The sequence below is a fragment of the Streptomyces sp. L500 genome, from assembly GCF_054551825.1.
In genome coordinates, this window is sequence record NZ_JBTOLC010000002.1 from 251,541 (window position 1) to 273,995 (window position 22,455).

At 71.3% G+C, this 22,455-nt stretch carries 24 protein-coding genes and 3 pseudogenes; 16 read left to right on the plus strand and 11 right to left on the minus strand.

Annotated elements, in window-relative coordinates:
• Positions 1-52 precede the first annotated feature (52 nt).
• The 3 genes from ACX9I7_RS04030 to ACX9I7_RS04040 are packed head-to-tail and all read left to right on the plus strand — an operon-like array spanning position 53 to position 2,276.
• Positions 53-1,174: an ROK family glucokinase gene (locus ACX9I7_RS04030; protein WP_126916654.1), complete on the plus strand. Its 1,122-nt coding sequence runs from the start codon at positions 53-55 to the stop codon at positions 1,172-1,174.
• A 5-nt stretch (positions 1,175-1,179) separates the two neighbouring features.
• Entirely contained in the window at positions 1,180-1,740 is a 561-nt protein-coding gene (locus ACX9I7_RS04035; protein ID WP_387571413.1) for a hypothetical protein, read from the plus strand.
• A 50-nt stretch (positions 1,741-1,790) separates the two neighbouring features.
• Positions 1,791-2,276: a GNAT family N-acetyltransferase gene (locus ACX9I7_RS04040; protein ID WP_392754214.1), complete on the plus strand. Its 486-nt coding sequence runs from the start codon at positions 1,791-1,793 to the stop codon at positions 2,274-2,276.
• A 155-nt stretch (positions 2,277-2,431) separates the two neighbouring features.
• On the opposite strand, the gene ACX9I7_RS04045 is transcribed toward ACX9I7_RS04040, so the two are convergent.
• On the minus strand, positions 2,432-3,061 hold the full coding sequence (locus ACX9I7_RS04045; RefSeq protein ID WP_459386503.1) for a GNAT family N-acetyltransferase: 630 nt from the start codon (positions 3,059-3,061) through the stop codon (positions 2,432-2,434).
• Positions 3,062-3,373: 312 nt separating this feature from the next.
• On the minus strand, positions 3,374-3,895 hold the full coding sequence (locus ACX9I7_RS04050; protein WP_459386504.1) for a cupin domain-containing protein: 522 nt from the start codon (positions 3,893-3,895) through the stop codon (positions 3,374-3,376).
• A gap of 26 nt (positions 3,896-3,921) precedes the next feature.
• Here ACX9I7_RS04050 and ACX9I7_RS04055 point away from each other — a divergent pair, with 26 nt between their 5' ends.
• Positions 3,922-4,377, plus strand: a complete 456-nt coding sequence (locus ACX9I7_RS04055; protein ID WP_459386505.1) for a MarR family winged helix-turn-helix transcriptional regulator — start codon at positions 3,922-3,924, stop codon at positions 4,375-4,377.
• 116 nt (positions 4,378-4,493) lie between these two features.
• Here ACX9I7_RS04055 and ACX9I7_RS04060 read toward each other — a convergent pair.
• Positions 4,494-4,565: pseudogene (locus tag ACX9I7_RS04060) on the minus strand (GNAT family N-acetyltransferase); the annotation flags it as partial.
• Between the two features lie 466 nt (positions 4,566-5,031).
• Between ACX9I7_RS04060 and ACX9I7_RS04065 the strand changes: the two are divergent.
• The 3 genes from ACX9I7_RS04065 (at position 5,032) to ACX9I7_RS04075 (ending at position 6,903) form a co-directional block, all read left to right on the plus strand.
• Complete coding sequence (locus tag ACX9I7_RS04065; RefSeq protein WP_459386506.1) at positions 5,032-5,265, plus strand: hypothetical protein; 234 nt, start codon at positions 5,032-5,034, stop codon at positions 5,263-5,265.
• Between the two features lie 435 nt (positions 5,266-5,700).
• Positions 5,701-5,889 (plus strand): sigma factor-like helix-turn-helix DNA-binding protein, encoded by a 189-nt coding sequence (locus ACX9I7_RS04070; RefSeq protein ID WP_387571397.1) that lies wholly within the window; start codon positions 5,701-5,703, stop codon positions 5,887-5,889.
• Positions 5,890-6,090: 201 nt separating this feature from the next.
• Complete coding sequence (locus ACX9I7_RS04075; RefSeq protein WP_459386507.1) at positions 6,091-6,903, plus strand: SAM-dependent methyltransferase; 813 nt, start codon at positions 6,091-6,093, stop codon at positions 6,901-6,903.
• Positions 6,904-6,907: 4 nt separating this feature from the next.
• On the opposite strand, the gene ACX9I7_RS04080 is transcribed toward ACX9I7_RS04075, so the two are convergent.
• Positions 6,908-7,876, minus strand: a complete 969-nt coding sequence (locus ACX9I7_RS04080) for a helix-turn-helix domain-containing protein (protein ID WP_459386508.1) — start codon at positions 7,874-7,876, stop codon at positions 6,908-6,910.
• A gap of 82 nt (positions 7,877-7,958) precedes the next feature.
• Positions 7,959-8,198 (minus strand): DUF397 domain-containing protein, encoded by a 240-nt coding sequence (locus ACX9I7_RS04085; protein WP_387571388.1) that lies wholly within the window; start codon positions 8,196-8,198, stop codon positions 7,959-7,961.
• A gap of 611 nt (positions 8,199-8,809) precedes the next feature.
• Between ACX9I7_RS04085 and ACX9I7_RS04090 the strand changes: the two are divergent.
• The 4 genes and pseudogenes from ACX9I7_RS04090 to ACX9I7_RS04105 form a co-directional block, all read left to right on the plus strand.
• Positions 8,810-9,745 (plus strand): annotated as a pseudogene (locus tag ACX9I7_RS04090) (alpha/beta fold hydrolase); the annotation flags it as partial.
• A 957-nt stretch (positions 9,746-10,702) separates the two neighbouring features.
• Positions 10,703-10,969, plus strand: a pseudogene (locus ACX9I7_RS04095) (carboxymuconolactone decarboxylase family protein); the annotation flags it as partial.
• 13 nt (positions 10,970-10,982) lie between these two features.
• The gene (locus ACX9I7_RS04100; RefSeq protein WP_189448643.1) at positions 10,983-11,630 is read left to right on the plus strand and encodes an MBL fold metallo-hydrolase; all 648 of its coding nucleotides are present in this window, start codon (positions 10,983-10,985) and stop codon (positions 11,628-11,630) included.
• A gap of 80 nt (positions 11,631-11,710) precedes the next feature.
• The gene (locus ACX9I7_RS04105; RefSeq protein ID WP_459386509.1) at positions 11,711-12,490 is read left to right on the plus strand and encodes an exodeoxyribonuclease III; all 780 of its coding nucleotides are present in this window, start codon (positions 11,711-11,713) and stop codon (positions 12,488-12,490) included.
• Between the two features lie 52 nt (positions 12,491-12,542).
• Here the strand turns inward: ACX9I7_RS04105 and ACX9I7_RS04110 are convergent, their stop codons facing one another.
• A complete protein-coding gene (locus tag ACX9I7_RS04110) occupies positions 12,543-14,597 on the minus strand; it encodes a GDSL-type esterase/lipase family protein (RefSeq protein WP_459386510.1) in 2,055 nt (684 codons plus the stop codon).
• Positions 14,598-14,762: 165 nt separating this feature from the next.
• Here ACX9I7_RS04110 and ACX9I7_RS04115 point away from each other — a divergent pair, with 165 nt between their 5' ends.
• A complete protein-coding gene (locus tag ACX9I7_RS04115) occupies positions 14,763-15,203 on the plus strand; it encodes a DUF6278 family protein (RefSeq protein ID WP_358625334.1) in 441 nt (146 codons plus the stop codon).
• Positions 15,204-15,302: 99 nt separating this feature from the next.
• Here the strand turns inward: ACX9I7_RS04115 and ACX9I7_RS04120 are convergent, their stop codons facing one another.
• Complete coding sequence (locus ACX9I7_RS04120; RefSeq protein ID WP_358625332.1) at positions 15,303-16,145, minus strand: GntR family transcriptional regulator; 843 nt, start codon at positions 16,143-16,145, stop codon at positions 15,303-15,305.
• A gap of 270 nt (positions 16,146-16,415) precedes the next feature.
• Between ACX9I7_RS04120 and ACX9I7_RS04125 the strand changes: the two genes are divergently transcribed.
• Genes ACX9I7_RS04125 through ACX9I7_RS04140 form a run of 4 tightly spaced genes read left to right on the plus strand, consistent with a single transcriptional unit; the run spans position 16,416 to position 19,626 of the window.
• Positions 16,416-17,156, plus strand: coding sequence for an amino acid ABC transporter ATP-binding protein (locus tag ACX9I7_RS04125; protein WP_459386632.1), 741 nt, complete (start codon positions 16,416-16,418; stop codon positions 17,154-17,156).
• Positions 17,157-17,171: 15 nt separating this feature from the next.
• Positions 17,172-18,089 (plus strand): glutamate ABC transporter substrate-binding protein, encoded by a 918-nt coding sequence (locus tag ACX9I7_RS04130; protein WP_387571375.1) that lies wholly within the window; start codon positions 17,172-17,174, stop codon positions 18,087-18,089.
• 17 nt (positions 18,090-18,106) lie between these two features.
• A complete protein-coding gene (locus ACX9I7_RS04135) occupies positions 18,107-18,751 on the plus strand; it encodes an amino acid ABC transporter permease (protein ID WP_387571372.1) in 645 nt (214 codons plus the stop codon).
• Positions 18,748-19,626 (plus strand): amino acid ABC transporter permease, encoded by an 879-nt coding sequence (locus ACX9I7_RS04140; RefSeq protein ID WP_387571369.1) that lies wholly within the window; start codon positions 18,748-18,750, stop codon positions 19,624-19,626. Before ACX9I7_RS04135 ends, ACX9I7_RS04140 begins: the two co-directional genes overlap by 4 nt.
• Before the next feature lie 11 nt (positions 19,627-19,637).
• Here the strand turns inward: ACX9I7_RS04140 and ACX9I7_RS04145 are convergent, their stop codons facing one another.
• The 4 genes from ACX9I7_RS04145 to ACX9I7_RS04160 form a co-directional block, all read right to left on the minus strand.
• Positions 19,638-20,828 carry a globin domain-containing protein gene (locus ACX9I7_RS04145; RefSeq protein WP_459386511.1) on the minus strand — a complete coding sequence of 397 codons (1,191 nt, stop codon included), beginning with the start codon at positions 20,826-20,828 and terminating at the stop codon, positions 19,638-19,640.
• Between the two features lie 87 nt (positions 20,829-20,915).
• Positions 20,916-21,368 carry an RrF2 family transcriptional regulator gene (locus tag ACX9I7_RS04150; protein WP_387571364.1) on the minus strand — a complete coding sequence of 151 codons (453 nt, stop codon included), beginning with the start codon at positions 21,366-21,368 and terminating at the stop codon, positions 20,916-20,918.
• A 120-nt stretch (positions 21,369-21,488) separates the two neighbouring features.
• A complete protein-coding gene (locus ACX9I7_RS04155; protein ID WP_358625318.1) occupies positions 21,489-21,779 on the minus strand; it encodes an SH3 domain-containing protein in 291 nt (96 codons plus the stop codon).
• Positions 21,780-21,833: 54 nt separating this feature from the next.
• Entirely contained in the window at positions 21,834-22,418 is a 585-nt protein-coding gene (locus ACX9I7_RS04160) for an NADPH-dependent FMN reductase (RefSeq protein ID WP_387571361.1), read from the minus strand.
• Positions 22,419-22,455 lie beyond the last annotated feature (37 nt).

Below are 22,455 nucleotides of genomic sequence, written 5' to 3' on the forward strand. Positions count from 1 at the left end.
GCATCCACGAGGCCCACGGCCTCACGAGACCACCGCAGGGGCTACGACCGCGATGAGCATGTACCGCGAGCGGGTACACCGGGGCAGCGCCACAGCGACCGTGCTCCGCACGGTCGGCACACGCGAGCGGCGCTCGCACCTCACGGCCCCGCGCGTCCCCACGGTCGGCATCGACATCGGCGGCACCAAGGTGATGGCGGGCGTCGTGGACGCCGACGGCAACATCCTGGAGAAGCTCCGCACCGAGACCCCGGACAAGTCCAAGAGCCCCAAGGTCGTCGAGGACACCATCGTCGAGCTCGTGCTCGACCTCTCCGACCGCCACGACGTCCACGCCGTGGGCATCGGCGCCGCCGGCTGGGTCGACGCCGACCGCAACCGCGTCCTCTTCGCCCCCCACCTGTCCTGGCGCAACGAACCGCTGCGCGACCGCCTCGCCGGCCGCCTCGCCGTGCCCGTCATGGTCGACAACGACGCCAACACCGCCGCCTGGGCCGAATGGCGCTTCGGCGCCGGCCGGGGCGAGGACCACCTCGTCATGATCACCCTCGGTACGGGCATCGGCGGCGCCATCCTCGAGGACGGCCAGGTCAAGCGCGGCAAGTTCGGCGTCGCCGGCGAATTCGGTCATATGCAGGTCGTCCCCGGCGGCCACCGCTGCCCCTGCGGCAACCGCGGCTGCTGGGAGCAGTACAGCTCCGGCAACGCGCTCGTCCGCGAGGCCCGGGAGCTCGCCGCGGCCGAGTCCCCGGTGGCGTACGGGATCATGGACCGCGTCGGCGGCAACGTCAAGGAGATCACCGGCCCGCTGATCACCGAGCTGGCCCGCTCCGGGGACGCCATGTGCGTCGAGCTCCTCCAGGACATCGGCCAGTGGCTCGGCGTCGGCATCGCCAACCTCGCCGCCGCCCTCGACCCCTCGTGCTTCGTCATCGGCGGTGGCGTCAGCGCCGCCGACGACCTGCTGATCGGCCCCGCCCGCGACGCCTTCCGCCGCCACCTCACCGGCCGCGGCTACCGCCCCGAGGCCCGCATCGTCAAGGCCCAGCTGGGCCCCGAGGCCGGCATGGTCGGCGCCGCCGACCTCGCCCGCCTCGTCGCCCGCCGCTTCCGCCGTGCCAACCGCCGCCGGGTGGAGCGCTACGAGCGCTACGCGCGGGCAGGCCGGGGGTGACCGCCGTGCAGCCCGAACAGCTCACCACCCCCGGCGAACCGCTGGGCGCGCCCCGGCGCGCCCCCCGCTGGGTCAAACCCCTGATCGTCTTCCTGCTCGTCGCCATCCCCGCCGGGTACCTCTACATCTCCGCGATGCAGAGCCGCAGCGGCAGCGAGTCCAAGCGCGAGGAAGCGGCCCAGACCGGGCTGGAGTCCGGCTGGCCGTCCCGGCTGCAGCGCCGCATCTACGGGATGACGGTGCCGCCGGGCGCCGCGTACGTCGCCCACTACGAGACCAACTCGTGGAAGTCCAGCTCGCTGTACCTCCAGTTCACCACCACCGGCGACAGGCTCGACCACTGGCTGGAGCAGCTCGGCACCTCCTCCGCCGAACTCCAGCCCGGCAAGGTCACCATCGACAAGGACGAGGCGGACGTCGTCGGCTGGAAGTTCGGCCCCGAAGACCACCACTGGCGGGGCACGGCCGTCTCCCACGACAAGCCCAAGCCGAACTTCGAGATCGTCGTCAACTGGGACAACCCCAACCGCCCCCGCGCGTATGTGATCTCCACGACGACTCCGTAGCCCAGCCGGAAGATCGGTTCCTTTGCGGATGAGCGCGTATGCTGCCGCGCATGGAGATCCGCACAGCCTCTGACGAGGATTGGCCCGGCATCTACCGGTTCTACTCCGTGATCATGGCCGAGGGCAGGACGTACGCGTTTCCCGAGGGGCAGACCCTCGAGGAGGCGCGGCCGTGGTGGATGGAGCGCCCACCGGGGCGCACGGTGGTCGCCGTGGCGGAGGGCGAGATCGTGGGTTCGGCGAAGATGGGCCCCAACCGGCCCGGACGCGGCTCCCACATCGGTACCGCCTCGTTCCTGGTCGACCCGGCCCACCAGGGCAGGGGCATCGGGCGGGCCCTTGGCGAACACGTCCTCGACTGGAGCCGCGCGGAGGGCTTCCGCGGGATCCAGTTCAACGCGGTCGTGGAGGCCAACGGCCCGGCGGTGCACCTGTGGAAGTCGCTGGGTTTCGAAGTGATCGGCACCGTACCGGATGCCTTCGACCACCCCGAGCACGGCCTCGTCGGGCTGCACGTGATGCACTGCCGACTCTGAGCGGGATGGTGGTTCCTGGTGGCCAGGGCGCCGCTACGGCCGGCCGTAGGCGTGATTGACCCGCGTGGCGCGTCCTGCCGGAGGCGAGGGGGCAGCCCCGCAGGCCCTTCTGAGTAAACCGGCTCCCCCCCCGGCGTACGGCCGGTGTTCCCGCTTCAGGGCCGGTAGACGCACTCCGCCAGCGTCGCGTGCTTCTTCCAGCCCAGCGTCTCGTACAGCGCGCGCCCGGCATCGGTCGCACCGAGAACGCCGAGGACGGCGCCCGTCTCCAGGACGTGATCAGTGAGCGTACGCATCACGAAATTGCCCAGCCCGCGCCGACGATGGGCCTCCTCGGTCACCACCCGGTCCACGACCACGGCTTCCCCGAGGGATGCCATCTGCCCCTGGGCCGCCCGCTTGCCCGCCGCATCCAGCACATAGGCGTAGGTGACGGCTCCGATGGTCTCCACGGTCGCGGTGTACCCCTCAGGCGCGACCGGGTCCGTGGCCATCAGGTCAACGGCCATCAGATGGCCGCTCTCCTCCCAGGCCCACCCCTGGGGCAGCCAGGACTCGATCTCCTCCGGCTCCGCGGGCATCTTCATCCAAGTCCGCGGCACGGACACCGAGGCCGCGGCGCCGCGGACCAACGACTCCTCGGCCTCGGGCAGGACATGGCGTCCCACTTCGTCGGGGTTGCCGACCACCTCTACATAGAACCCCCAGGGCTTCTCGACAGGCGCGGGCGTCCGCCGGGACACGGCCCAGCCCGCCACCCAAGTCCTGACTATGTCCGCAACCATCAAGCCCTCCCGAAGCGGTGGCCGTACCAACGGCCAGGTAATAGGCGGCAGTCGAGATCACACATTACGTCGCTGTGCGGTCCGCGGCATCTGTTTTGCCGGTGCCCAGCTCCTGAAGGGTTTCCGGAGCCGACCACTAAGCTCGCGCACCGCGATCCTCTCCGGCGGGGTGCGGCTCCGCGACGCCCAGCACGCTCATGAGGGCGCCATGCGGAGTCGAGCCGGCACTTCCCCCGAGCTCGACTTGGGGGATGGTTCCGAGGTCGTCGTCGGCCTCAAGACGCCGCACTGCTTCCGGCCGGCGGTAGTCCGCTACACCGTCCCCGCCTCGAAGTCCTCCTCGAAGTAGCTGTCGTGCCGGACACGGAACTCTTTGAGTTCCTCGCCGCCGCGCTGTGACATCTCCGCGACCCTTTCGAAGAACTCCTCGCGCGGGGCGCCCGGGGAGAAGAGCATGAGCATCGACATGGGCTCGTCCGTCACGTTCTTGAAGGCGTGCAGGCCGCCGACGGGCACGTACAGGAAGTCACCGGCGCGCCCCGTCACCCACTTCTCGCCGTTGAAGAGCTCCAGTTGCCCGGAGAGGACGTAGAAGGACTCCGACATCGCCTTGTGGAAGTGGGTCTTGGCACCGGCGGCCCGCGCTGCCAGGTCCACCTTGTACAGGCCGTACTCGCCGCCGGTCGACTCGTGCGTGGCGAGGTAGTGGTAGGCGTCGCCGCGGGGCGAGGTGAGCTCCGGCGGGGTGTCGGCGGTGCGGAAGGACGCGTTCACCTCGCCCCTGTCTCCGTGGTAGCGGGGAGCGGGGTACTTGGGGTGCTGCGGGTACGACATCGTGCGCTCCTGCCTGTCGTTCAGCCTTGAGAATCTCGACAGTCTGGACGGTGCAGCTCTTCGGGCACGTCCAGCGGCTGGCCGTGGTGGTGGAGAAGGCGGTCAAGGCGAACGCCTCCAAACACGGCCTGGATGCCGGTGAGTTCGACGTCCTCGCCACACTGCAGCGCTCCGGGCCGCCCTACGCCCTCACCGCCGGGACCTTCCTCAAGGCGTCCATGGTGTCCTCCGGCACGATCACCAATCGCATCGACAAGATGGAGGCCAAGGGCCTCGTGAAACGAGTGCGCGACGGAGAGGACCGGCGCACCGTCAAGATCCACCTCACCGAGCACGGGCACGAGGTCACACGGGCCGTCTTCACCGACCACCTGGCGAACTGCGCGCGGCTGCTCGCCGACGTGGACCGCGACCTGGTCGAGAATGCAGCCGAGGCCCTCCGGTCGGTACTGGAGGCCCTCGGGGACACCACCCTCAACTGACGCGCGGACGTCCGCGCTCGGCCCGATCCGTCCCGTCATGATCAACGTGCCGGGGGCGCAGGGAGGGTGGCCGGCCGTCCTGTGGTGATCGACGGATCGGCCGGTTCATGCCTGGACTCGGTGAGGTCGATGGCGTGAACGCGCAGCGGGCAGCCGCCGTACACCGGGTGTGCCGTCTCCCGCTCGGGCACGGACAGTCCGGTGAAGCCGATCAGTTCCGCGCCGCCACTCCGGAGCCAAAGGCGTCGAGCCGCCTGTATCGCACACCGTGACGGGGACACGTCGGTCCGACGGCCGGGTGGACGACGTGCCTCCTTCGCCGACGAGACCGCTCACGCCTCAGCCTGACAGTCGCATCGCCGCCGGGACAGTGCGGTGAGGAACGTACCGCGACCATTTAACCGCGGCTTCTGATCGATATTTTTAGTACGACAGAATGAGTTTTCATGCGGGGCTTGATGCCCCTCAACACCCAAGCGCGCGCGGTAGTTTCGTCGCAGAGGCCGCATCTAGGGCCCGCCCGGGGGAGTGCGCTATCACCACCCCGGGAACGAATAGTCCGAAGGAACCAAACAAATGCTCGAACCACTTCGCCGAGGGCATCTTCAGTCGCCCTCCGGGCAATTTCACGGTACCAGTCCCAACATCGCCTCCGTGGGGCCTCACGACGGCCCGGGCGGTCAGGCGGTGGTCCGACTGAGCGCGCCGATCGCCGGGTTCGTCCTCACGTGGACCCTCGTCACAGGTACCGCCGTTGACCCGGCCGAGTCGGCCTTCATCGTGACCATGCTCGGCTTCACCTGGCACGCCGGCGTGAACGTCACCTGGAACTCGGGCAATCAGAACCCGGGCAGCCAGAACCCGGACAACCAGAACTCGGGCAACTAGAACCGGGGTTTACCTGTCCCGCGCTCATCAGGGCGCGGGTCTTTCTCCTGCCGCTGTGACAGGCGGCATCGAGTACCAGGGCCGCAACGCCAGTCCCGCATGCCTGTGAGGAGCGCCCCATTGCTCATTACCTCTCGGCCGGGCGTGCCAGTCACCGGCGCGCCGCCTCCCGCTCTCGAGCGAGCGGCACCCGCTCTGGCTGCCGCAGACCTCGGATTCAGCGCCTTCACCGAACGAAATCAGCCCCGCTACATCCGCTACGTCACCGCCAGACTCCCGGTGGACACCCATGTGTCGGCAGCGGTGCGCTCCACTTTGGCCCACGCGCGCCGGCACTGGGACTGGCTGCTGAGCCGGCCAAGCCTCGCGGCCGACGTCTGGGAAGAACTCCGATACCAAGTGAGCCGCCAGGCCGACCTGGGCCCGCCTCGCGACATGGGGATAGTCGCTCTGTACTCCAGCCTGCCGGAGAGCAGCGCGGACAGCGTGCTGCTCTGCCGACGGCTCGGCCTGGGAATAGACGAGGCCGCCGAACTCATGGGGCTGGAGCCTCCCGCTGTCGAGGCCGGGCTCAGTACCGCCCGACGAGCCCTTCCGTATCTGGACACGGGGAGGCGCCCCTGACGCACCCCTGACGTATCCCCGATCCGCACCCGCGCACACGTTCCCCGGCGGGCTGCTCTGTCCCTCAGTTTTCGCCACCGTGCGCCACTTGTCACCCGTACCGGCAGTGGTGCACTCTGTGCTGCCCTCCTAGGATGTGGGCTTCACTTTGAGCGCGACGGAACCAGTGAGGGGACACGTCCGTTGGCGGAGCAGAGGAATGTGGTCGATCTGTCGGTGCCCAGCGCCGCACGGATGTACGACTGGCTGCTGGGTGGCAGTAACAACTACGAAGTCGACTGGGAGGCCTGCGAGTTACTCCTGAAGGTCGCACCGACATCGCGTGAGATCGCACTGAACAACCGTTGGTTCCTCCAGCGCGTGGTCCGCGTACTGGCCGAGGAGCACGGGATAAGGCAGTTCATCGACTTCGGCTCCGGTCTGCCGACGCAGCGCAATGTGCATCAGATCGCGCAGGAGGTCGACCCCGAGTCGCATGTCGTCTACATCGACAACGACCCCGTTGTCCTGGCGCTCGGCCAGTCGCTGCTCGACGAGAACAACAACACCGCGATCCTGCCGGTGAACATGACGGACACCGACACGATCTTCGCCCACCCGGACTTGAACCGGCTCATCGACTTCTCCAAGCCGACAGCCGCCTTGTTCATCTCCGTGCTGCACTGCCTGCCCGACAGCGCCGGTCCCAAGGAACTGGTCCAGCGCGTCGTCGACAAGCTCGTGCCGGGAAGCTTCGTCGTGGTGTGCCAACTCGTCAGCGATGACCGGAAAGTCCGCGATGGCGTCACCGAACTCATGCGGGTCCAGACCCACGACAACTGGGGACGCGTCCGCGAGAAGGCGGACGTGGACGAGATCTTCGCCAACCTCATCGTGGAGGAACCAGGTCTCCTGGATGTGACCGACTGGCGACCTGATTCCGAACTCCAGCAGCGCCAACGCAGCATCGAATGGACGGAGTACGGCGGGCTGGGACGGGTGCCACCCCGCGAAGCCAGAAGGCAGGTGGAGTGAGCCGCTACGAGTAATGCCGGATCTTCTCGTCCAGCATTCGCCGGCTCTCCGTCGGCGATGCACACCCTTCGCCCTGGATGCGCAGCAACAGCTGTAAGTGTCGCTCGTAGTCGTTCTGCCGAGGTGTCGTAGGTTTGGACGAGCCTCCGGCACCCCTGGGCGGTTTGGTGAAGTAGTCGGCCTTCTCGTATCCCTCGGCATACACGAAGTCCGGAAGGCCGCCGCGACCGAACTGCAGCTGGGCCATGGAGCCGGCCATCGCCGCCGCGTTGCCCGCGATCATCCGGTCCGAGAGGATGAACCGGATCGTGATGTGCGGCAGATCGGCCATCTCGCGCAGGTGGATCATCTGCTCAAGCATGATGGTCCGGGTTCCGGCCATCCGGCCGAGCACGGAATCGTCCAGCAGAAAGACGCATCGCGGAGGATCCGCCTGCTCGAACACCCGCCGCTGACGCTCCCGTCGCTGCGCCAGGCGTAACTCCATCTCAGGGCCGTCCCACTCGCTCAGATGCAGACCGGTGCGAACGATCTGGCCGGTGTAGCCCGGGGTCTGGAGCAGCCCCGGTACCAGGCGCACGTCATACGTGGTGATGTGGATGGCCATCGACTCAAGGCCGAGCAGCCGGTGGAGGTAGGACGGCGTGCAGTCGGCGAACCGGTGCTGGTACCACTCCGGCTCCTGGGTCCGGGCGAAGAGCGTCAGTAGCTCGTCCCGCTTCTGCGGACCGACCTCAAAGAATCTGATGACTTCCTGGACCGTGCGCAGTACGGGAGTGGTCTCCCCGGTCTCCAAGCGATGGACCGTGGGAATGGAAACGTGGATCCCGTGTGCCAGATCTTTCTGCTTGAGACCCGCGCCTTCCCGCAGGTCTCTGACGGCGCGCCCCAGCATGATGTTCGCTGCCGTCGTGGTCCAGTCTGGCCCGGAGGGCCGGGCCAGACGGACGATCGGATTCAAGTCCGAGGACACGCGTGCTCCTTACCGTGGTGTCATATGCCCCATGATGACACGTCGGGGGAGCGGCGAGCCTTGAACCTGCCCTTCTGGGCGGCTAGTTGCTCGCGACTAAGGCGTCGAACTCGCCATTCTTCGCGCCGTCGAGGAAAGCTTCCATCTCGGCAATGGTGAAGATCAGAGCGGGGCCGCTGGGATCGGTTGAATTCCGCAGGGCCACGCCCCCCTGGGTGAGACCCAGGACCTCGACGCATGTGCCGTTGGCCTCGCTCTTGCGGCTCTTCACCCAACTGCCGGGGATGAGGCCGGCGGGCACGCCGTTTGTGAAGTTCTGCATAGCGGACACTCCCTCTCTGTTCGAGGATCTCACTTCTCTGCTTCCTTCCCGTCGCCGCGCAGATGCCCAGGCAGGGGCCTTGTGAAATTCCGTCATGAAATTTCATGGGCGGCGTGCATGGAATGCTAGCCGCCAGGAATCGAACAATGCTGTCCCACGAAAGGGTGGAGCAAGCGTCCTTGCCACCGCTCGCCGGCGAGCCCGGGCCACACCGTGGGCCCCCTCGGCCGCCGAGGCGGGGAGGACATCGGCTGCGCTGTCCGCAGGCATGCCGAGGGTGGCTTCAAACTCACCGAGGACGACATCGAGGCGTGGACGAAGTGGGCGCACCGGGACGGCCGCGTTCAGGGCGGCGACCGGAGCCCGGGCCTGGGCTGACGTCGGCTTGGGCAAGGCCGCCCAAGCCGGCCGAGAAAGTGCTGGTCAGGGAGACGGCATATGAGGATCGCGGGTACGTACGCGCGGACGAACCAGGGGCGGCAACCGGGCGAGCGGGCCTAAAAGGTCATGGACGGCCACGAAGCGCTGCTATGCGAAGCCGGACGTGGGGGTCCGGCAGGTCTCCCCACCCCCAACCGTGGCGGCGATGTGAGATGTGGGAGCGTGAGCGGGTGAGCGAGACGATGAACAAAACCCTGCAATACCGCTCTGACGGGCCGGAAGACGCCCCGGTCCTGGTCCTGGGCCCGGCCCTCGGTACTACATGGCACATGTGGGACCGGCAGATACCCGAGCTGACCCGCCGCCGGCGCGTCATCCGCTTCGACCTGCCGGGACACGGTGGCGCCCCCGCGCAACCCGCCGCCACGGTCGGTGAGCTCACCGACCGGCTGCTGGCGACGCTCGACGCGCTCGGTGTCGACCGCTTCGCGTACGTGGGCTGCTGCGTCTCCGGCGCCATGGGTACCGACCTCGCCCTGCGCCACCCGCGGCGGCTCCTCTCGCTCGCCGTCGTCGGTTCCGCCGCGCACTTCGAGGCCGCGCCGCGCGGCGGGATGCGCGCCGCCGACGTCCGGGCCGGCGGCCTCGAACCGGTGGCCCGGACGGCACCCGAACGCTGGTTCACGCCCGCGTTCGCGGGCGCCCAGCCGGCGATCGTCGACTGGGCCGTCCAGATGGTCCGGACCACCGACATGGCCTGCTACGAGGCGGCGTGCGAGGCGCTCGCCGCGTTCGACGTCCGCGCCGAGCTGGGTCGCATCGACCTGCCTGCGTTGGTCATCGTCGGCGCGGACGACCAGGTGACCCCGGCCGCCGACGCCCGCGTCCTCGTCGCGGGCATCCACGACGCCCGCCTCGCCGTCGTCCCGGGCGCCCGCCACCTCGCCCCGGTGGAACAGCCCACGGCTGTGACGGACCTTTTGGCCCGGCACTTGCCGGGGCCGCAGGGGGTGCCGGGGCCGCAGGGCGTCGCGCAGGGTCCCCAGGGGCCGGTAGCCCGGCCGGCTGCGGGCCCCGTCTCCGCCCCTGTCCCTGCCTCCGTCCCGGCCGCGGCTCCGGTCTCGTCCGAGCCCGCCTCGGTGGAGAGCCCCGGGGCGAACCCGTACCGGACAGCGGGCCCGACGGGGGCGGCTGGCGTACCCGGCAGCGGGAATCCGTACGTGGACGGCGGGCGTGGGGTGGATCGCGCTGGCGGAGACAGCGGGTCCGGCGACGGCGTCCTGGCGGGCGCCGGTACCCCGGTCGGCAGCGCAAGCCCGTACGCGGACGGTGGGCGCGGTGAGGACCGTGCTGCCGGAGGCGGCCGTCCCGACGGCGGTGCCCCGGTCAGCAGCGGAAACCCGTACGCGGACGGCGGGCCCGGCGGGGAGGACGCTGCCGGAGGCAGTCGGACCGGCGAGGGCGCCCCTGGCGGCGGTAGTGGGAGTCCGTCCACGGACGATGGGCGTGGTGGGGATCGCGCTGGCGGAGTTGGGCGCTCCGGTGATGGGGCCCCCGGTAAGGGGGATACCCACGATGGCGCGGTTCGTGCGGTCGACAGCGGAAACCCGTACAACGACACCGTCCGGATCACGGAACGTGCTGGCGGAAGCGACCGGGCCGGGGGCGGTGGGGCGTCGTACGCCGACACCGTGCGCATCGGTGCTCGTGGCGTCGGTGGCGTCGGCGGCGCCGATGGCATCGGAGGACCGGCCCGTGACGAGGGGCGCGTCACCGGTCCTGACGCGGGCCGACCGTCCGTCGGCGGCGACCCGCAGCGCCCCGCCATCCCGGACGGGGATCGCGCTGGCGGAGTCGGCGGCTCCGGCGATCGGGCCCCCGGTGAGGGGGATACCCCGGCAGGGCCGCGACGTGCGGTCGACGGCGGAAATCCGTACGCGGACGCCGCGTCGGGCGCGGGCCGCGCTGGCGGAAGCGGTGGACAGGACCCGGCGCGCCATGCCGACCCCGCCGGAGGCGACCCCCACGCGCGCGGCCTGCGGCTGCGCCGCGAGGTGCTCGGCGCGGGCGACGCGCTCGCGCGGCACCTCGACCCCGGCGACTTCTCCGCCGACTACGAGGACCTCGTCACCCGCGTCGCCTGGGGCGACGTCTGGTCGCGGCCCGGGCTCGACCGGCGGACCCGGTTCCTCCTCACGCTCAGCGCGCTGACCGCCGGCGGCCACCTCGACGAGCTGGCCACGCACACCCGTGCCGCCCTGCGCGGCGGCGTGAGCCCGGACGAGATAAAGGAAACGTTGCTGCACGCGTCCCTGTACTGCGGTCTGCCCGCCGCCGGGCGGGCCTTCGAGGTCGCCCGCCGCGTCGTCGCCGAGGAAACGGACGCGTAGCAAGATGGTGGCCATGAAGCTGACCAAGCAGAGCCACGCCTGCATCCGGCTGGAGAAGGACGACGGCCGCACCCTCGTCATCGACCCGGGAGGGTTCAGCGAGGCGGACGCCGCCGTCGGGGCGGACGCGATCCTCGTCACCCACGAGCACCCGGACCACTTCGACGAGGGGCGGCTGCGCGCCGCCCTGGACGCCAACCCGGCCGCCGAGCTGTGGACGCTGCGCAGCGTCGCGGAGCAGGTCTCGGCGGCCTTCCCCGGCCGGGTGCACACCGTCGGGGAGGGCGACGCGTTCAGCGCCGCCGGCTTCGACGTCCAGGTGCACGGGCAGCTGCACGCCGTGATCCACCCGGACATCCCGAGGATCACCAACGTCGGCTACCTCGTCGACGGCGCGCTCTTCCACCCCGGCGACGCGCTGACCCTCCCCGGGCAGCCGGTCGAGACGCTGATGGTCCCCGTCATGGCCCCCTGGAACAAGGTCGCCGACGTCATCGACTACATCCGCGAGGTCAAGCCGCGCCGCGCCATCGACATCCACGACGCGCTCCTCACCGACCTCGCCCGGCCGGTGTACGACCGGATGCTCGGCCCGGACGGCCCCGGCGTCGCCGGGGCGGAGCACTCCCGGCTGGCCGCCGGCCAGAGCGTCCGGCTCTGACGAGGACCTCCGACGGGCCTCTGACCTGCGCGGATCCGCTCGCACCCCGCACTGTCACACCCGGCCGTTAGGGTGGCCGCATGCGCATCGCCACCTGGAACGTGAACTCGATCACCGCCCGACTGCCGAGGCTCCTGGCCTGGCTGGAGAGCAGCGGCACGGACGTGCTGTGCATCCAGGAGACCAAGTGCTCCGCCGAGCAGTTCCCCGCCGACGAGCTGCGCGCCCTGGGCTACGAGTCCGCGGTCAACGCCGACGGCCGGTGGAACGGCGTGGCCCTGCTCTCCCGCGTCGGCCTGGAGGAGGTCGTCTCCGGTCTGCCCGGCGGCCCGGAGTACGACGGCGCGCAGGAGCCCCGCGCGATCTCGGCGACGTGCGGCGGCGTCCGCGTCTGGTCGGTCTACGTGCCCAACGGCCGCGAGGTCGGCCACGACCACTACGCGTACAAGCTCCGCTGGCTGGAGGCCCTGCGCGACGCGGTCGTGGCCGACGCCACGGGGGAGCGGCCGTTCGCCGTCCTCGGCGACTTCAACATCGCCCCGACCGACGACGACGTCTTCGACCCGGCCGTCTTCGAGGGCGCCACGCACGTGACGCGCGCGGAGCGCGCCGCGCTCGCCGCCCTGCGCGACGCGGGCCTGTCGGACGTCGTCCCCCGCCCCCTGAAGTACGACCGCCCGTACACCTACTGGGACTACCGCCAGCTCTGCTTCCCGAAGAACCGCGGCATGCGCATCGACCTCGCTTACGCCAACGCGTCCTTCACCGGCGCCGTCAAGGACGCCTACGTCGACCGCGAGGAGCGCAAGGGCAAGGGCGCCTCCGACCACGCCCCGGTCGTCGTCGACCTGGACGTCTGAGGGTCGCCCCCTTCCGAGGGCCCCCGAGGGCCGGGCGCCCCCGGCCCTCGGCTCAGATCAGCTTTCGCAAATCGATCGCCTCGCTGAACGCCCGCATCCCCGCGTCGTTGGGGTGGAGGTGGTCGCCGCCGTCGAAGCGCGGCAGCATGCGGTCGGGCCGGTCCGGGTCGCGGATCGCCGCGTCGAAGTCGAAGACGGCGTCGTAGAGACCCAGCCCCGCCCGGATGTGCCGGTTGACGGCGACGCGGTACGACTCCGCCTCGGCCGTGCAGTCGAAGAAGCCGCCGCACGGCGCGATGGTGGCCACCGCCACGCGCATGCCCCGCTCGTGGGCGGTCGCCGCGATCCTCTTCAGCGTGGCGATGACCTCGTCGCCCGTCGTCCCGGCGCGGATGTCATTGACACCCTCGAAGACCACGACGGTCCGGGCGCCGGTCTGCGCCAGCACGTCGCGCTCCAGCCGGTGCTCCGCGCTCACCCCGCTCAGCACCGAGCTGGCTCCGGTGCCCGGGTAGCGGTCGGTCACGACGCGGTTGCCGGAGATGCCGTGGTTGAGGACGCCGAAGCGGGGCACGTCCCACTGGGCGCGCAGCCGCCGGGCCAGGAGGTCCGGCCAGCGCCTGTTCGCCCCCGGCGTGGAGCGCTCGCCGTCGGTGATGGAGTCGCCCAGGGCGACCACCGAGCCGGGGCCGCCGGCCACGTCCACCCCGGTCAGCAGGGGCCAGCTGGGCAGCGCGGTGCCGTACGCCTCCCCGCCCCGCTCGGCCGTGCGGTCGCCCGCGCCGTCGGCGCTGAGGTAGGAGGTCTGGCTGGTGTAGCTGTGCACGGGCAGGGCCCGGACGGTCCCCGGCAGGTGGATGCTCACCAGGAGGTCGGTGTCCGGCGGCACCCGGAAGCCCACCGGGTCGCTGAACTGCTGGGCCCCCGCCGGGAGTTCCGCCCCGGAGCGGCCCCCGAAGGTCAGCGGCACCGGCCGTCCGGCCGTCGCCGCGCCCTTGCCCCGCAACGCCACCGTCGCGTGCCCGATCCGGACGGGGGCGGGGGAGAAGGTGTTCTCCAGCCGGATCCGGGCGCGCGGCCCGCCCGCGCTGCTGTGCACGACCAGCCGGAGCGTCCGGTCGGTCCACGGGCCCACCGTGGTGTACCCGGACGTGGACGCCGCCCAGGTGCCGGTCCACCCGTTCGAGGGACCGCGCAGGGCGAGGGAGAAGACGTGCAGCCCCGCCTCGCGGCCGGCCCTCGGCAGGACCACGGAGGAGACCTCGCGGCCGCGGTCGACGGGCACGGTCACCGCGTACAGCCGGACGGTCCCGGCCCGCCGGCCGTCGGGCGTGTTGCGGTGGGGGAGGCCCAGGAGCTTGGTGGGGAGCGGGCCGGCGCGCCAGTCCGGGGCGCGCAGCCGGTACGTGCTCCGGGAGCCGTCGCGGTAGCGGACGAGGCCCGTCCCGGCCGCGCCGTCGCGCGTTCGCGCGCCCGGTCCGCCGCCCGCCACGAGAAACGTCAGGGCCTCGCCGCGCCCGGTCAGCCGTACGGCCTGGCCGTCCGCGAGGACGTTGTCGGGGCGGCCCGGTGCCGTCGCGGGCCAGCGCAGCGCGGCGCCGTCCACGGCGATCGTCCGGCCGGGGGTCCAGCCGGCGGCCCTGAGCTCCTGGGCGGAGAAGGAGTCGCCGCGTCCGTCGAAGTCCGCGGCCCCTGGGCGGGCGTCGTCGCTGACGCCCCGGTTGTCGAAGAGCCGCTCCAGGGGGAGCGGCTCGCCGTCCGGCGCGGCGTCGCCGAGGAGGAGGGGGTCCGGTACCGGGTCCGGGGCGGGATCCAGCGCGGGGCCGTCGGGCCTGGCGGCGTCCGGCCGGCTGGTGTTCGGCCCGGTGACGCCCGGCCCGGTGACGTCCGGTCCGGTGGTGTCCGCCGCCTTGTCGGCGCGGTCCGGGCCCGGGTCCGCGGTCGCGGGGAGCGCGCCCAGTCCCAGGGCCCAGGCCGCGGCCGCCGCGACGACACCCGTCGCGACCGTCCGGCGGGCGGCGGCGACCGGTCCGACCGGTCTGTGACGTGTCCTGCCGGGCGTCAGGGTGGACGCCCCGCGCTTCGAGGTCCGGAGCATGCGCGTCATGCCTCCCAGCGTTACCCGCTCCGCGTGGGGCGGGATCGTGTGGCAGGGTCGTGTGGCGGGATGAAGCTAAGGAGACGGCTGGGGAACGTCAAGGAGGCCGCACGGCCACGTCGTTCACCGCGTGCCGGTGGTGGGGCCATCCGTGCGAGTGAGATCCTGCGCGGTATGAACATTCCCTTCTTGGACGGCTGGCGCAAGCGGCACGGTCAGTCGCACGGTGCGGTGCCGCCCGAGGTCGCGGACAGGGACCCGGAGGGCCTGGCCGAGCTGCTGGCCGAGTGCGAACTGCTGCGCGCCCAAGCGAAGTCGGCCGGTGTCGCGCTCGACGACGCGCCGTCGTCCCTGGAGGCGCTGGACCAGCTCCAGCCGCGCTGGCGCGACGACCCCGAACTGCTGCCCTGGCTGGGCAACGACGCGGGGCTCTACCTGGGCACCGTCGTCGTCCGTACGGTCCGGGGCGCCGGCTGGTGGCTGCGGCAGGACGGCCAGCCGGTGGTGCGGCTGGCCGGCGGCCGGGAGATCGACGTGGTGGAGGCCGGTCAGGCGTGGGCGGCCGAGGGCGCGCCGGAGCTGTCGCAGCTCTACGCGGAGCTCGCCGAGACCTGACGCCTGCCGAAGCCCGACCTGGCGCCCACCGAAGCCAGATCCGACGCCCGCCGAAGCGAGAGACCTGACGCCCACCGGAGGCGCCCCGGTGAACGGCCGTCAGCTCGTGAACGCGATGGTGTACTCCAGTCGCCAGCGGTCCGCGCGGACCACGATGTCCGACGTCTCCACGGCCCGGTCGTCGCCGTCGAAGTGGGTGCGCTCCACGACGGTGACGCACTGGCCCGCCGCGCACCCCAGGGCCTCCGCCTCCGGCGTGGTGGCCGGGCGGGAGCCCACCAGCTCACGGGCCCTGACGACGCGGACGCCGATGGCGGCGAGCCTGCCGCGCACCCCGCGCCGGGCGTAGGGGCCGCGCTCGGGGAGGGCCACGTCGGTGCCCTCGGTGATGGTCAGCGGCTCCCAGCTGGTGGCGAGCTGTACGGGGTGCCGGTTGGCCAGGTACTCGTACTGGGTGCACAGCACGGGTTCGCCGGTGCCGATGCCCAGCCGCTCGGCGATCGGGGCCGGTGCGGGCGTCTCGCTGGAGGTCGCCTCCCACGTCAGCGTGGTGTCCCGGGGCGGCGCCGGGTCCAGGGCCAGGGCGGTGTCCCTGGGAGGTGCCGGGTCGCCCGGGCCCGGGACGGGCGCGCCCGGCGCGCCCCTGCCGCCGTAGCAGCGGATCTGCGCCGCGAAGGGCGAGTCGACCGCCCCGGTCGAGCGCAGCAGCGTGCCCAGGGGTGCCCGGTCGGTGACGAACACCCCCCGCCCGAACTGGCCCTCCGCGTAGCCGGCCGCCTTCAGCACCCGTACCGCCCGGTCCACGGTCTGATCGCTGGCCTCGTACGCGCGTTTGAGCTCGGAGCGGGACGGGATGCGGTCGCCCACGGCGAGCCCACCCTCGTCGATCCGCCGCCGCAGGTCGTCCGCGATGCGCAGATATACGGGCCTGCTGTCGCCCACGTGGGGCTCCCTTCCCCCTCGGTTCCCCCGTCCGGACCCCACAGGCTAGGTACCCAGGCTGGGTCTGTGTACCTAGGGGGTACCTGGCGGTACCTGGGGCAAATGGCGGCTCGCGCCGACCCGTTCCGGTGCCATCCCCGCCCCGGCCGTGTGTCACCGCCGGGGCGCCGATTCCCGGCGGACTACGGTGCTGCGACCGGTGCGCGACCGCCGGAGCGCCGAGAGCGAGTGGGTAGGACTGGTATGGCCGTCGAGCCATTGAGCGAGCCACTGAACGAGCCGTTGATCGAGCTGCGTGACGTCAACAAGCACTACGGGAAATTGCACGTGCTGAAGGACGTCAACCTCACCGTCGGCCGCGGCGAGGTGGTGGTGGTCATCGGCCCCTCGGGCTCGGGGAAGTCCACCCTGTGCCGGACCATCAACCGCCTCGAACCGGTGGAGTCCGGCACCATCACCCTCGACGGGCAGCCGCTGCCGGAGGAGGGCCGGGACCTCGCCCGGCTCCGCGCCGAGGTCGGCATGGTCTTCCAGTCCTTCAACCTCTTCGCGCACAAGACGGTCCTCGCCAATGTGTCCCTCGCCCAGGTCAAGGTGCGCAAGCGCGGCAAGGAGGAGGCCGACCGGCGCTCGCGCGAACTCCTGGAGCGGGTCGGGCTGCTGGCCCACGCCGAGAAGTACCCCGCCCAGCTCTCCGGCGGCCAGCAGCAGCGCGTCGCCATCGCCCGCGCGCTGGCCATGGACCCCAAGGCGCTCCTCTTCGACGAGCCGACCTCGGCCCTGGACCCCGAGATGATCAACGAGGTGCTGGAGGTCATGCGGCAGCTCGCCCGGGAGGGCCGGACGATGGTCGTCGTCACCCACGAGATGGGCTTCGCCCGCTACGCCGCCAACCGCGTCGTCTTCATGGCGGACGGCCGCATCGTCGAGGACCGCACGCCCGAGGAGTTCTTCACCGCGCCCGAGAGCGAGCGCGCCAAGGACTTCCTGTCCAAGATCCTCAAGCACTGAGGGGGCCGGCCGACCATGGGACGTCGCCTCACCGCCTCCGCCGCCCTCGCCGTCACGGGCCTCACCGCCCTCCTCGCCGCCGCCTGCGGCAAGGAGGGCAGCCCGCCCGTCAAGGGGCCCAAGCCGGCGGCGCTGCCCGTCTACCACGTCGCCCAGGGGTTCCGGCTGCCGGACTCCGCCACCTGGCGGGCCGCCGAGCGCCGCGGCCACCTCGTCGCCGGCGTCAAGGAGGACCAGCCCTACCTGGGCCAGAAGGACCCGTCGTCCGGCGTCTACTCCGGCTTCGACATCGAGATCGCCAGGATGATGTCCGCCTCCCTCGGCTTCGACCCCAAGACCCTCGCCTTCCGGACCATCGCCTCCGCCAACCGCGAGACCGCCCTCCAGAACGGCCAGATCGACTACTACGTCGGCACCTACACCATCAATGCCCTGCGCAAGAAGCAGGTGGGCTTCGCCGGGCCGTACTTCATCGCCGGGCAGGACCTGCTGATCCGCAAGGACGAGAAGGGCATCGACGGCCCCCAGGACCTGGCCGGCAAACGCGTCTGCTCGGCGGCCGGCTCCACCCCGCTCCGGCGCATCGAGAGCGACTACCCCAAGGCCCACGCCGTCGCCTACGACACGTACTCGATCTGCGTGGACAACCTCCTCAGCCTCCAGGTGGACGCCGTCACCACCGACAACACCATCCTCCTGGGGTACGCCGCCAAGGCCCCCGAGGAGCTGAAGGTCGTGGGCCGGCCCTTCTCCCAGGAGCCCTACGGCATCGGCGTCCCCCGCAACGACACGGCCCTGCGCCTCGCCCTCGACGACGCCCTCGAGGCCCACGAGAAGAACGGCGACTGGACGAAGGCCTACGACGCCACCCTCGGCCTGTCCGGGCACCCCGCCCCGAGGCCGCCCGCCGTCGACCGCTACCCGGCAGGCTGAGGAGGACGAGAACCCGCATGAACGTGCTCACCGACAACTTCGCCCTCTACGGCAAGGGCTTCCTCGGCACCGTCGAACTCACCGTCTACGCCTCGCTGCTCGCGCTCGTTCTCGGCTTCCTCATGGCCTCCTTCCGCGTCGCCCCGGTCGGCTCGCTGCGCGTCTTCGGCACGGTGTGGGTGACGGTGCTGCGCAACACCCCGCTCACCCTGCTCTTCTTCGCCGTCCTGCTGGGCCTGCCGCGCTTCGGGATCGTCCTGCCCTTCCAGCTCTTCGCGGTCCTCGCCCTGGGCTGCTACACCTCCGCCTTCATCTGCGAGGCGCTGCGCTCCGGCATCAACACCGTGCCGACCGGTCAGGGCGAGGCGGCCCGCAGCCTCGGCATGACCTTCGGCCAGACCCTCGGCGCCGTCGTCCTGCCCCAGGCCTTCCGCTCGGTCATCCCACCGGTCGGCTCCACGCTCATCGCCCTCGCCAAGAACTCCGCGATCGCCGGCTCGTTCAGCGTCACCGAGCTCCTCGGCACCTACAAGACGCTCAACGAGCTCGGCTACAGCATCGTCTGGTCGTTCGTCTGGATCGCCGTCGGCTACCTCATCATCACCCTGTCCATCAGCGCGCTGTTCAACGTGCTGGAGAAGCGCTGGGGAGTCGCCCGATGACCGCGCACGCGCCGGCCGCCACCGCCCTCTACGACGTCCCCGGCCCCCACGCCCGCCGCCGCCACCTGCTCTACGGGCTGGCCGCCACCGCCGTCATCGCCGGCATCGTCGCCTGGGTCGTCGTCCTCCTCGTCGACACCCACCAGTTCACGGCCGCGAAGTGGGCCCCCTTCGAGTACAAGGGCGTCCAGGAACTCCTGCTGCGCGGCCTCGCCAACACCCTGCGCGCCTTCGGCTACGCCGCCGTCCTCTCCCTCGCCCTCGGCGGCCTCCTGGCCTGCGGCCGGCTCTCCGAGCACCGGCCGCTGCGCTGGGCCGCCACGCTCCTTGTGGAGTTCTTCCGGGCGATGCCCGTCCTGGTGATGATCTTCTTCGTCTTCGTCGCCCTCAAGGTCCAGCCCCTGCCCGCCCTGGTCACCGGCCTGACCCTCTACAACGGCTCGGTCCTCGCCGAGGTCTTCCGCACCGGCGTCAACGCCGTCGACCGCGGCCAGCGGGAGGCCGCGTACTCCCTGGGCATGTACAAGACCCAGGTGATGACCCACGTCCTCGTCCCCCAGGCGCTGCGCGCCATGCTGCCCACGATCATCAGCCAGCTGGTCGTCGCCCTGAAGGACACCTCGCTGGGCTTCCTCATCACCTACGAGGAGTTCCTCCACGCCGGCAAGCTGATCGCCAGCAATCTCGACTACGACCTGCCGTTCATCCCCGTCGTGATGATCATCTGCCCGATCTATATCGGGATGTGCATGCTGCTCTCCTGGCTCGCCACCTGGGCCGCCAAGCGCCAGCGCCGCAGCCCCAAGACGGAGGCCGTCGAGGTCGCCCCCGCGGAACCGGTCACCATGATGCCGGGCACGGGGGCGCACCCCTAGGGGCTGTCGCCCTACGCGTCCGCTCCGAGCCACAGGTCGGGGCCGAAGACCTCGTAGTGGATGTCGGCCGGGGCCACGCCCGTCGTGAGGAGCTGGGCGCGGGCCGTCTTCAGGAAGGGGAGGGGGCCGCAGAGGTAGGCGATGGTGCCGGTGGGGATGTCGAGGGTGGTGAGGTCCGCGCGGCCCGTGCGGTCGGCGGGGTGGGCGGCCTCCGGGTGCTCGTACCAGACGTGGGCGGCGGCGTCCGGGAGCTTGGCGACGAGCTGGTGGAGGTCGGCGCGGAAGGCGTGGGTGGCCTCGCTCCGGTCGGCGTGGACGGCGAGGACGCGGCGGGTGGCGCCGGTCGCGGCCAGGTGGGAGAGCATGCCGGTCATCGGGGTGCAGCCGATGCCCGCCGAGGCCAGCAGGACGGGGGAGTCGCCGTCGGCCAGGGTCACGTCGCCGAAGGGGACGCTCACGGTGAGGGTGTCGCCCACGGCGACGTGGTCGTGGAGGTACGTGGAGACCTCGCCCGCGGGGTCGCCGGTCACGCGCTTGACGGAGAACTGGAGGGCGTTGTCCGGGTGGCCCGAGAGGCTGTACTGGCGTATCTGCCGGGCGCCGTCGGGGAGGGGCACCCGGACGGAGACGTACTGGCCGGGGCGCGCGGCCGGGAGCGGGCGGTCGTCGGACGGGCGGACGAGGAAGGTGGTGACCTCCGGCGTCTCCGCCCGGCGGGCGACCACGTGGCAGGGGACGAAGACGTCGGCGTCCGGGGTGCCGGCCTGCTCGTAGAGGCGGGCCTCCAGGGCGATGAGGGCGTTCGCCATCAGCCAGTAGACCTCGTCCCAGGCGGCGGCGACCTCCGCGGTGACCGCGTCGCCCAGGACCTCGGCGATGGCGGCGAAGAGGTGCCGCTGGACGATCGGGTACTGGTCCGGGGTGATGCCCAGGGAGGCGTGCTTGTGGGCGATGCGGGAGAGCATCGCGTCGGGGCGGACGTCCGGGTGCTCGACCAGGGCCGTGGCGAAGGCGGCGACGGCGCCCGCGAGGGCCTGCTGCTGGCTGCCCTCGGCCTGGTTGCCGCGGTTGAACAGGTCGCGCAGGAGAGCCGGGTGAGCGGTGAAGAGCTTGTCGTAGAAGAGCGTGGTGATGTCACCGATCGCGCCGCCGACGGCGGGCAGGGTGGCACGGACGATCTCGGTCGACTTCGGGGACAGCATCTGGGCTCCTCCTGCGATCCTTTAATTGGTATCTGAGATTCGTATTTTTGGGTGTGGGGGGATGTGGGCGGTGGGGGTCCGGGGCTCTTACTGCTCCGGGCGGGTGGTGAGGGAGAGGAGGAGCGGGCCCGTCGGCGGGGCCGTCAGCTCCTCGATGGTCAGGGGGTCCAGCGTCGCGAAGAACGCCTCCTGGGCCTCGCGCAGCGCTCCGCGCAGCCGGCAGGCCCCGCGCAGCGGGCACGGCGGTTCGTCCTCGCAGCCGACGACGTCGCCCGTGCCCTCCAGCTCGCGCAGCAGGCGGCCGACCGACCACCCGCGCCCGGCGGGGGTGAGGGCGAGCCCGCCGCCGCGACCCCGGCGGGCCTCGACGACGCCCAGGTGCTGGAGGCGGCTGACCACCTTGGCGGCGTGGGTGTACGGCACGCCGACGGCCCCGGCCACCTCGCGGGTGGTGGGCGCCGCGGAGTCCCCCGCGTCGTCCGTCACGGCCAGGCGCATGGCGATGCGCAGGGCGATGTCGGTGCTCTTGGTCAGTCGCACGTCACTCACCCTAGTTAATGCGAGTATGAGAGTCCAATTAAAGGGTGCGCGAACAGCGCTCGCCGCCGCGCACGGGGGTGACGCGGCAGCAAGCGCTGTTCGTCGAGGTCAGGCGGTGCCTCAGTGGCCGGCGACGACCCGCGCGACGGTCTCCTGGTCGAAGTTCACGGCGCTGCACCAGCCGCCCATCGCGAGCTCGAACCAGAGGTCGCTGATGATCACGCCCTTGGGGTTCTCGCCCTCGACGACCTCGTCGCCGGTCACCCAGCCGAGCGCGTCGTAGCTCACGCCGTCGTCCGGCAGCAGCAGCTTCTGGACCGGGCTCTCCAGGGACGGGCCGGAGCGGACGTTCGAGTCGCGCCAGATCGGGCCGATGGAGAAGGGCTGTGCGGGGGCGTCCGCTGCGGACATGTTCTGTCTCCCTGAATCTCAAGTAGTGGAGTGAAAAAGGGTGGTGATGTGCTGTCAGACCGTTGCCGGGACGCGGTCCTGGTCCATCGCCCGGGCCCGGCTCACCGTCAGCACCTGGGAGATCATTTCGATCATCTTCTCCCGGTGGTGCGGCTCGCCCGGGGTGCCCTCGGCGCTCAGCGAGCCCGCGTTCGGCAGGACCACCCCGAGCGGGGTCGGCCAGGCGCGCAGCGAGTGGCCGATGGTGCGCAGCGTCTCCAAGGTGGTCACCGCGCCCTGGGTGCCGGCGCCGACGGCGACGCAGCCGATGGCGCGGCCGTCGAGGAACGGCCGGGGCCCGGCGAGGTCGTTGACGAAGTCCAGGGCGTTCTTCAGCAGGCCCGACAGCGTGCCGTGGTAGGTCGGCGAGACCAGGATCACGCCGTCGGCCCGGCCGAGCTCGTCGAGGAACTCGGTGATCCCCGGGTGGTCCCCGGAGATCCCCGGCCGGTAGAACGGGAAGTCGATCTCCCCGCCGGTGAACGTCCGGGCCGTGGCGCCCTGCTCCCGGCACTCCCGCGCGCACCAGTCGGCGATGCGGTCGGAGGTCGACCCGGCCCGGAGCGACCCGCTGATCAGTACGATGTGTGGCGTCTGCACGCTGCGGCAACCTTCCATGAAGTGTGAGCTGTGTCCC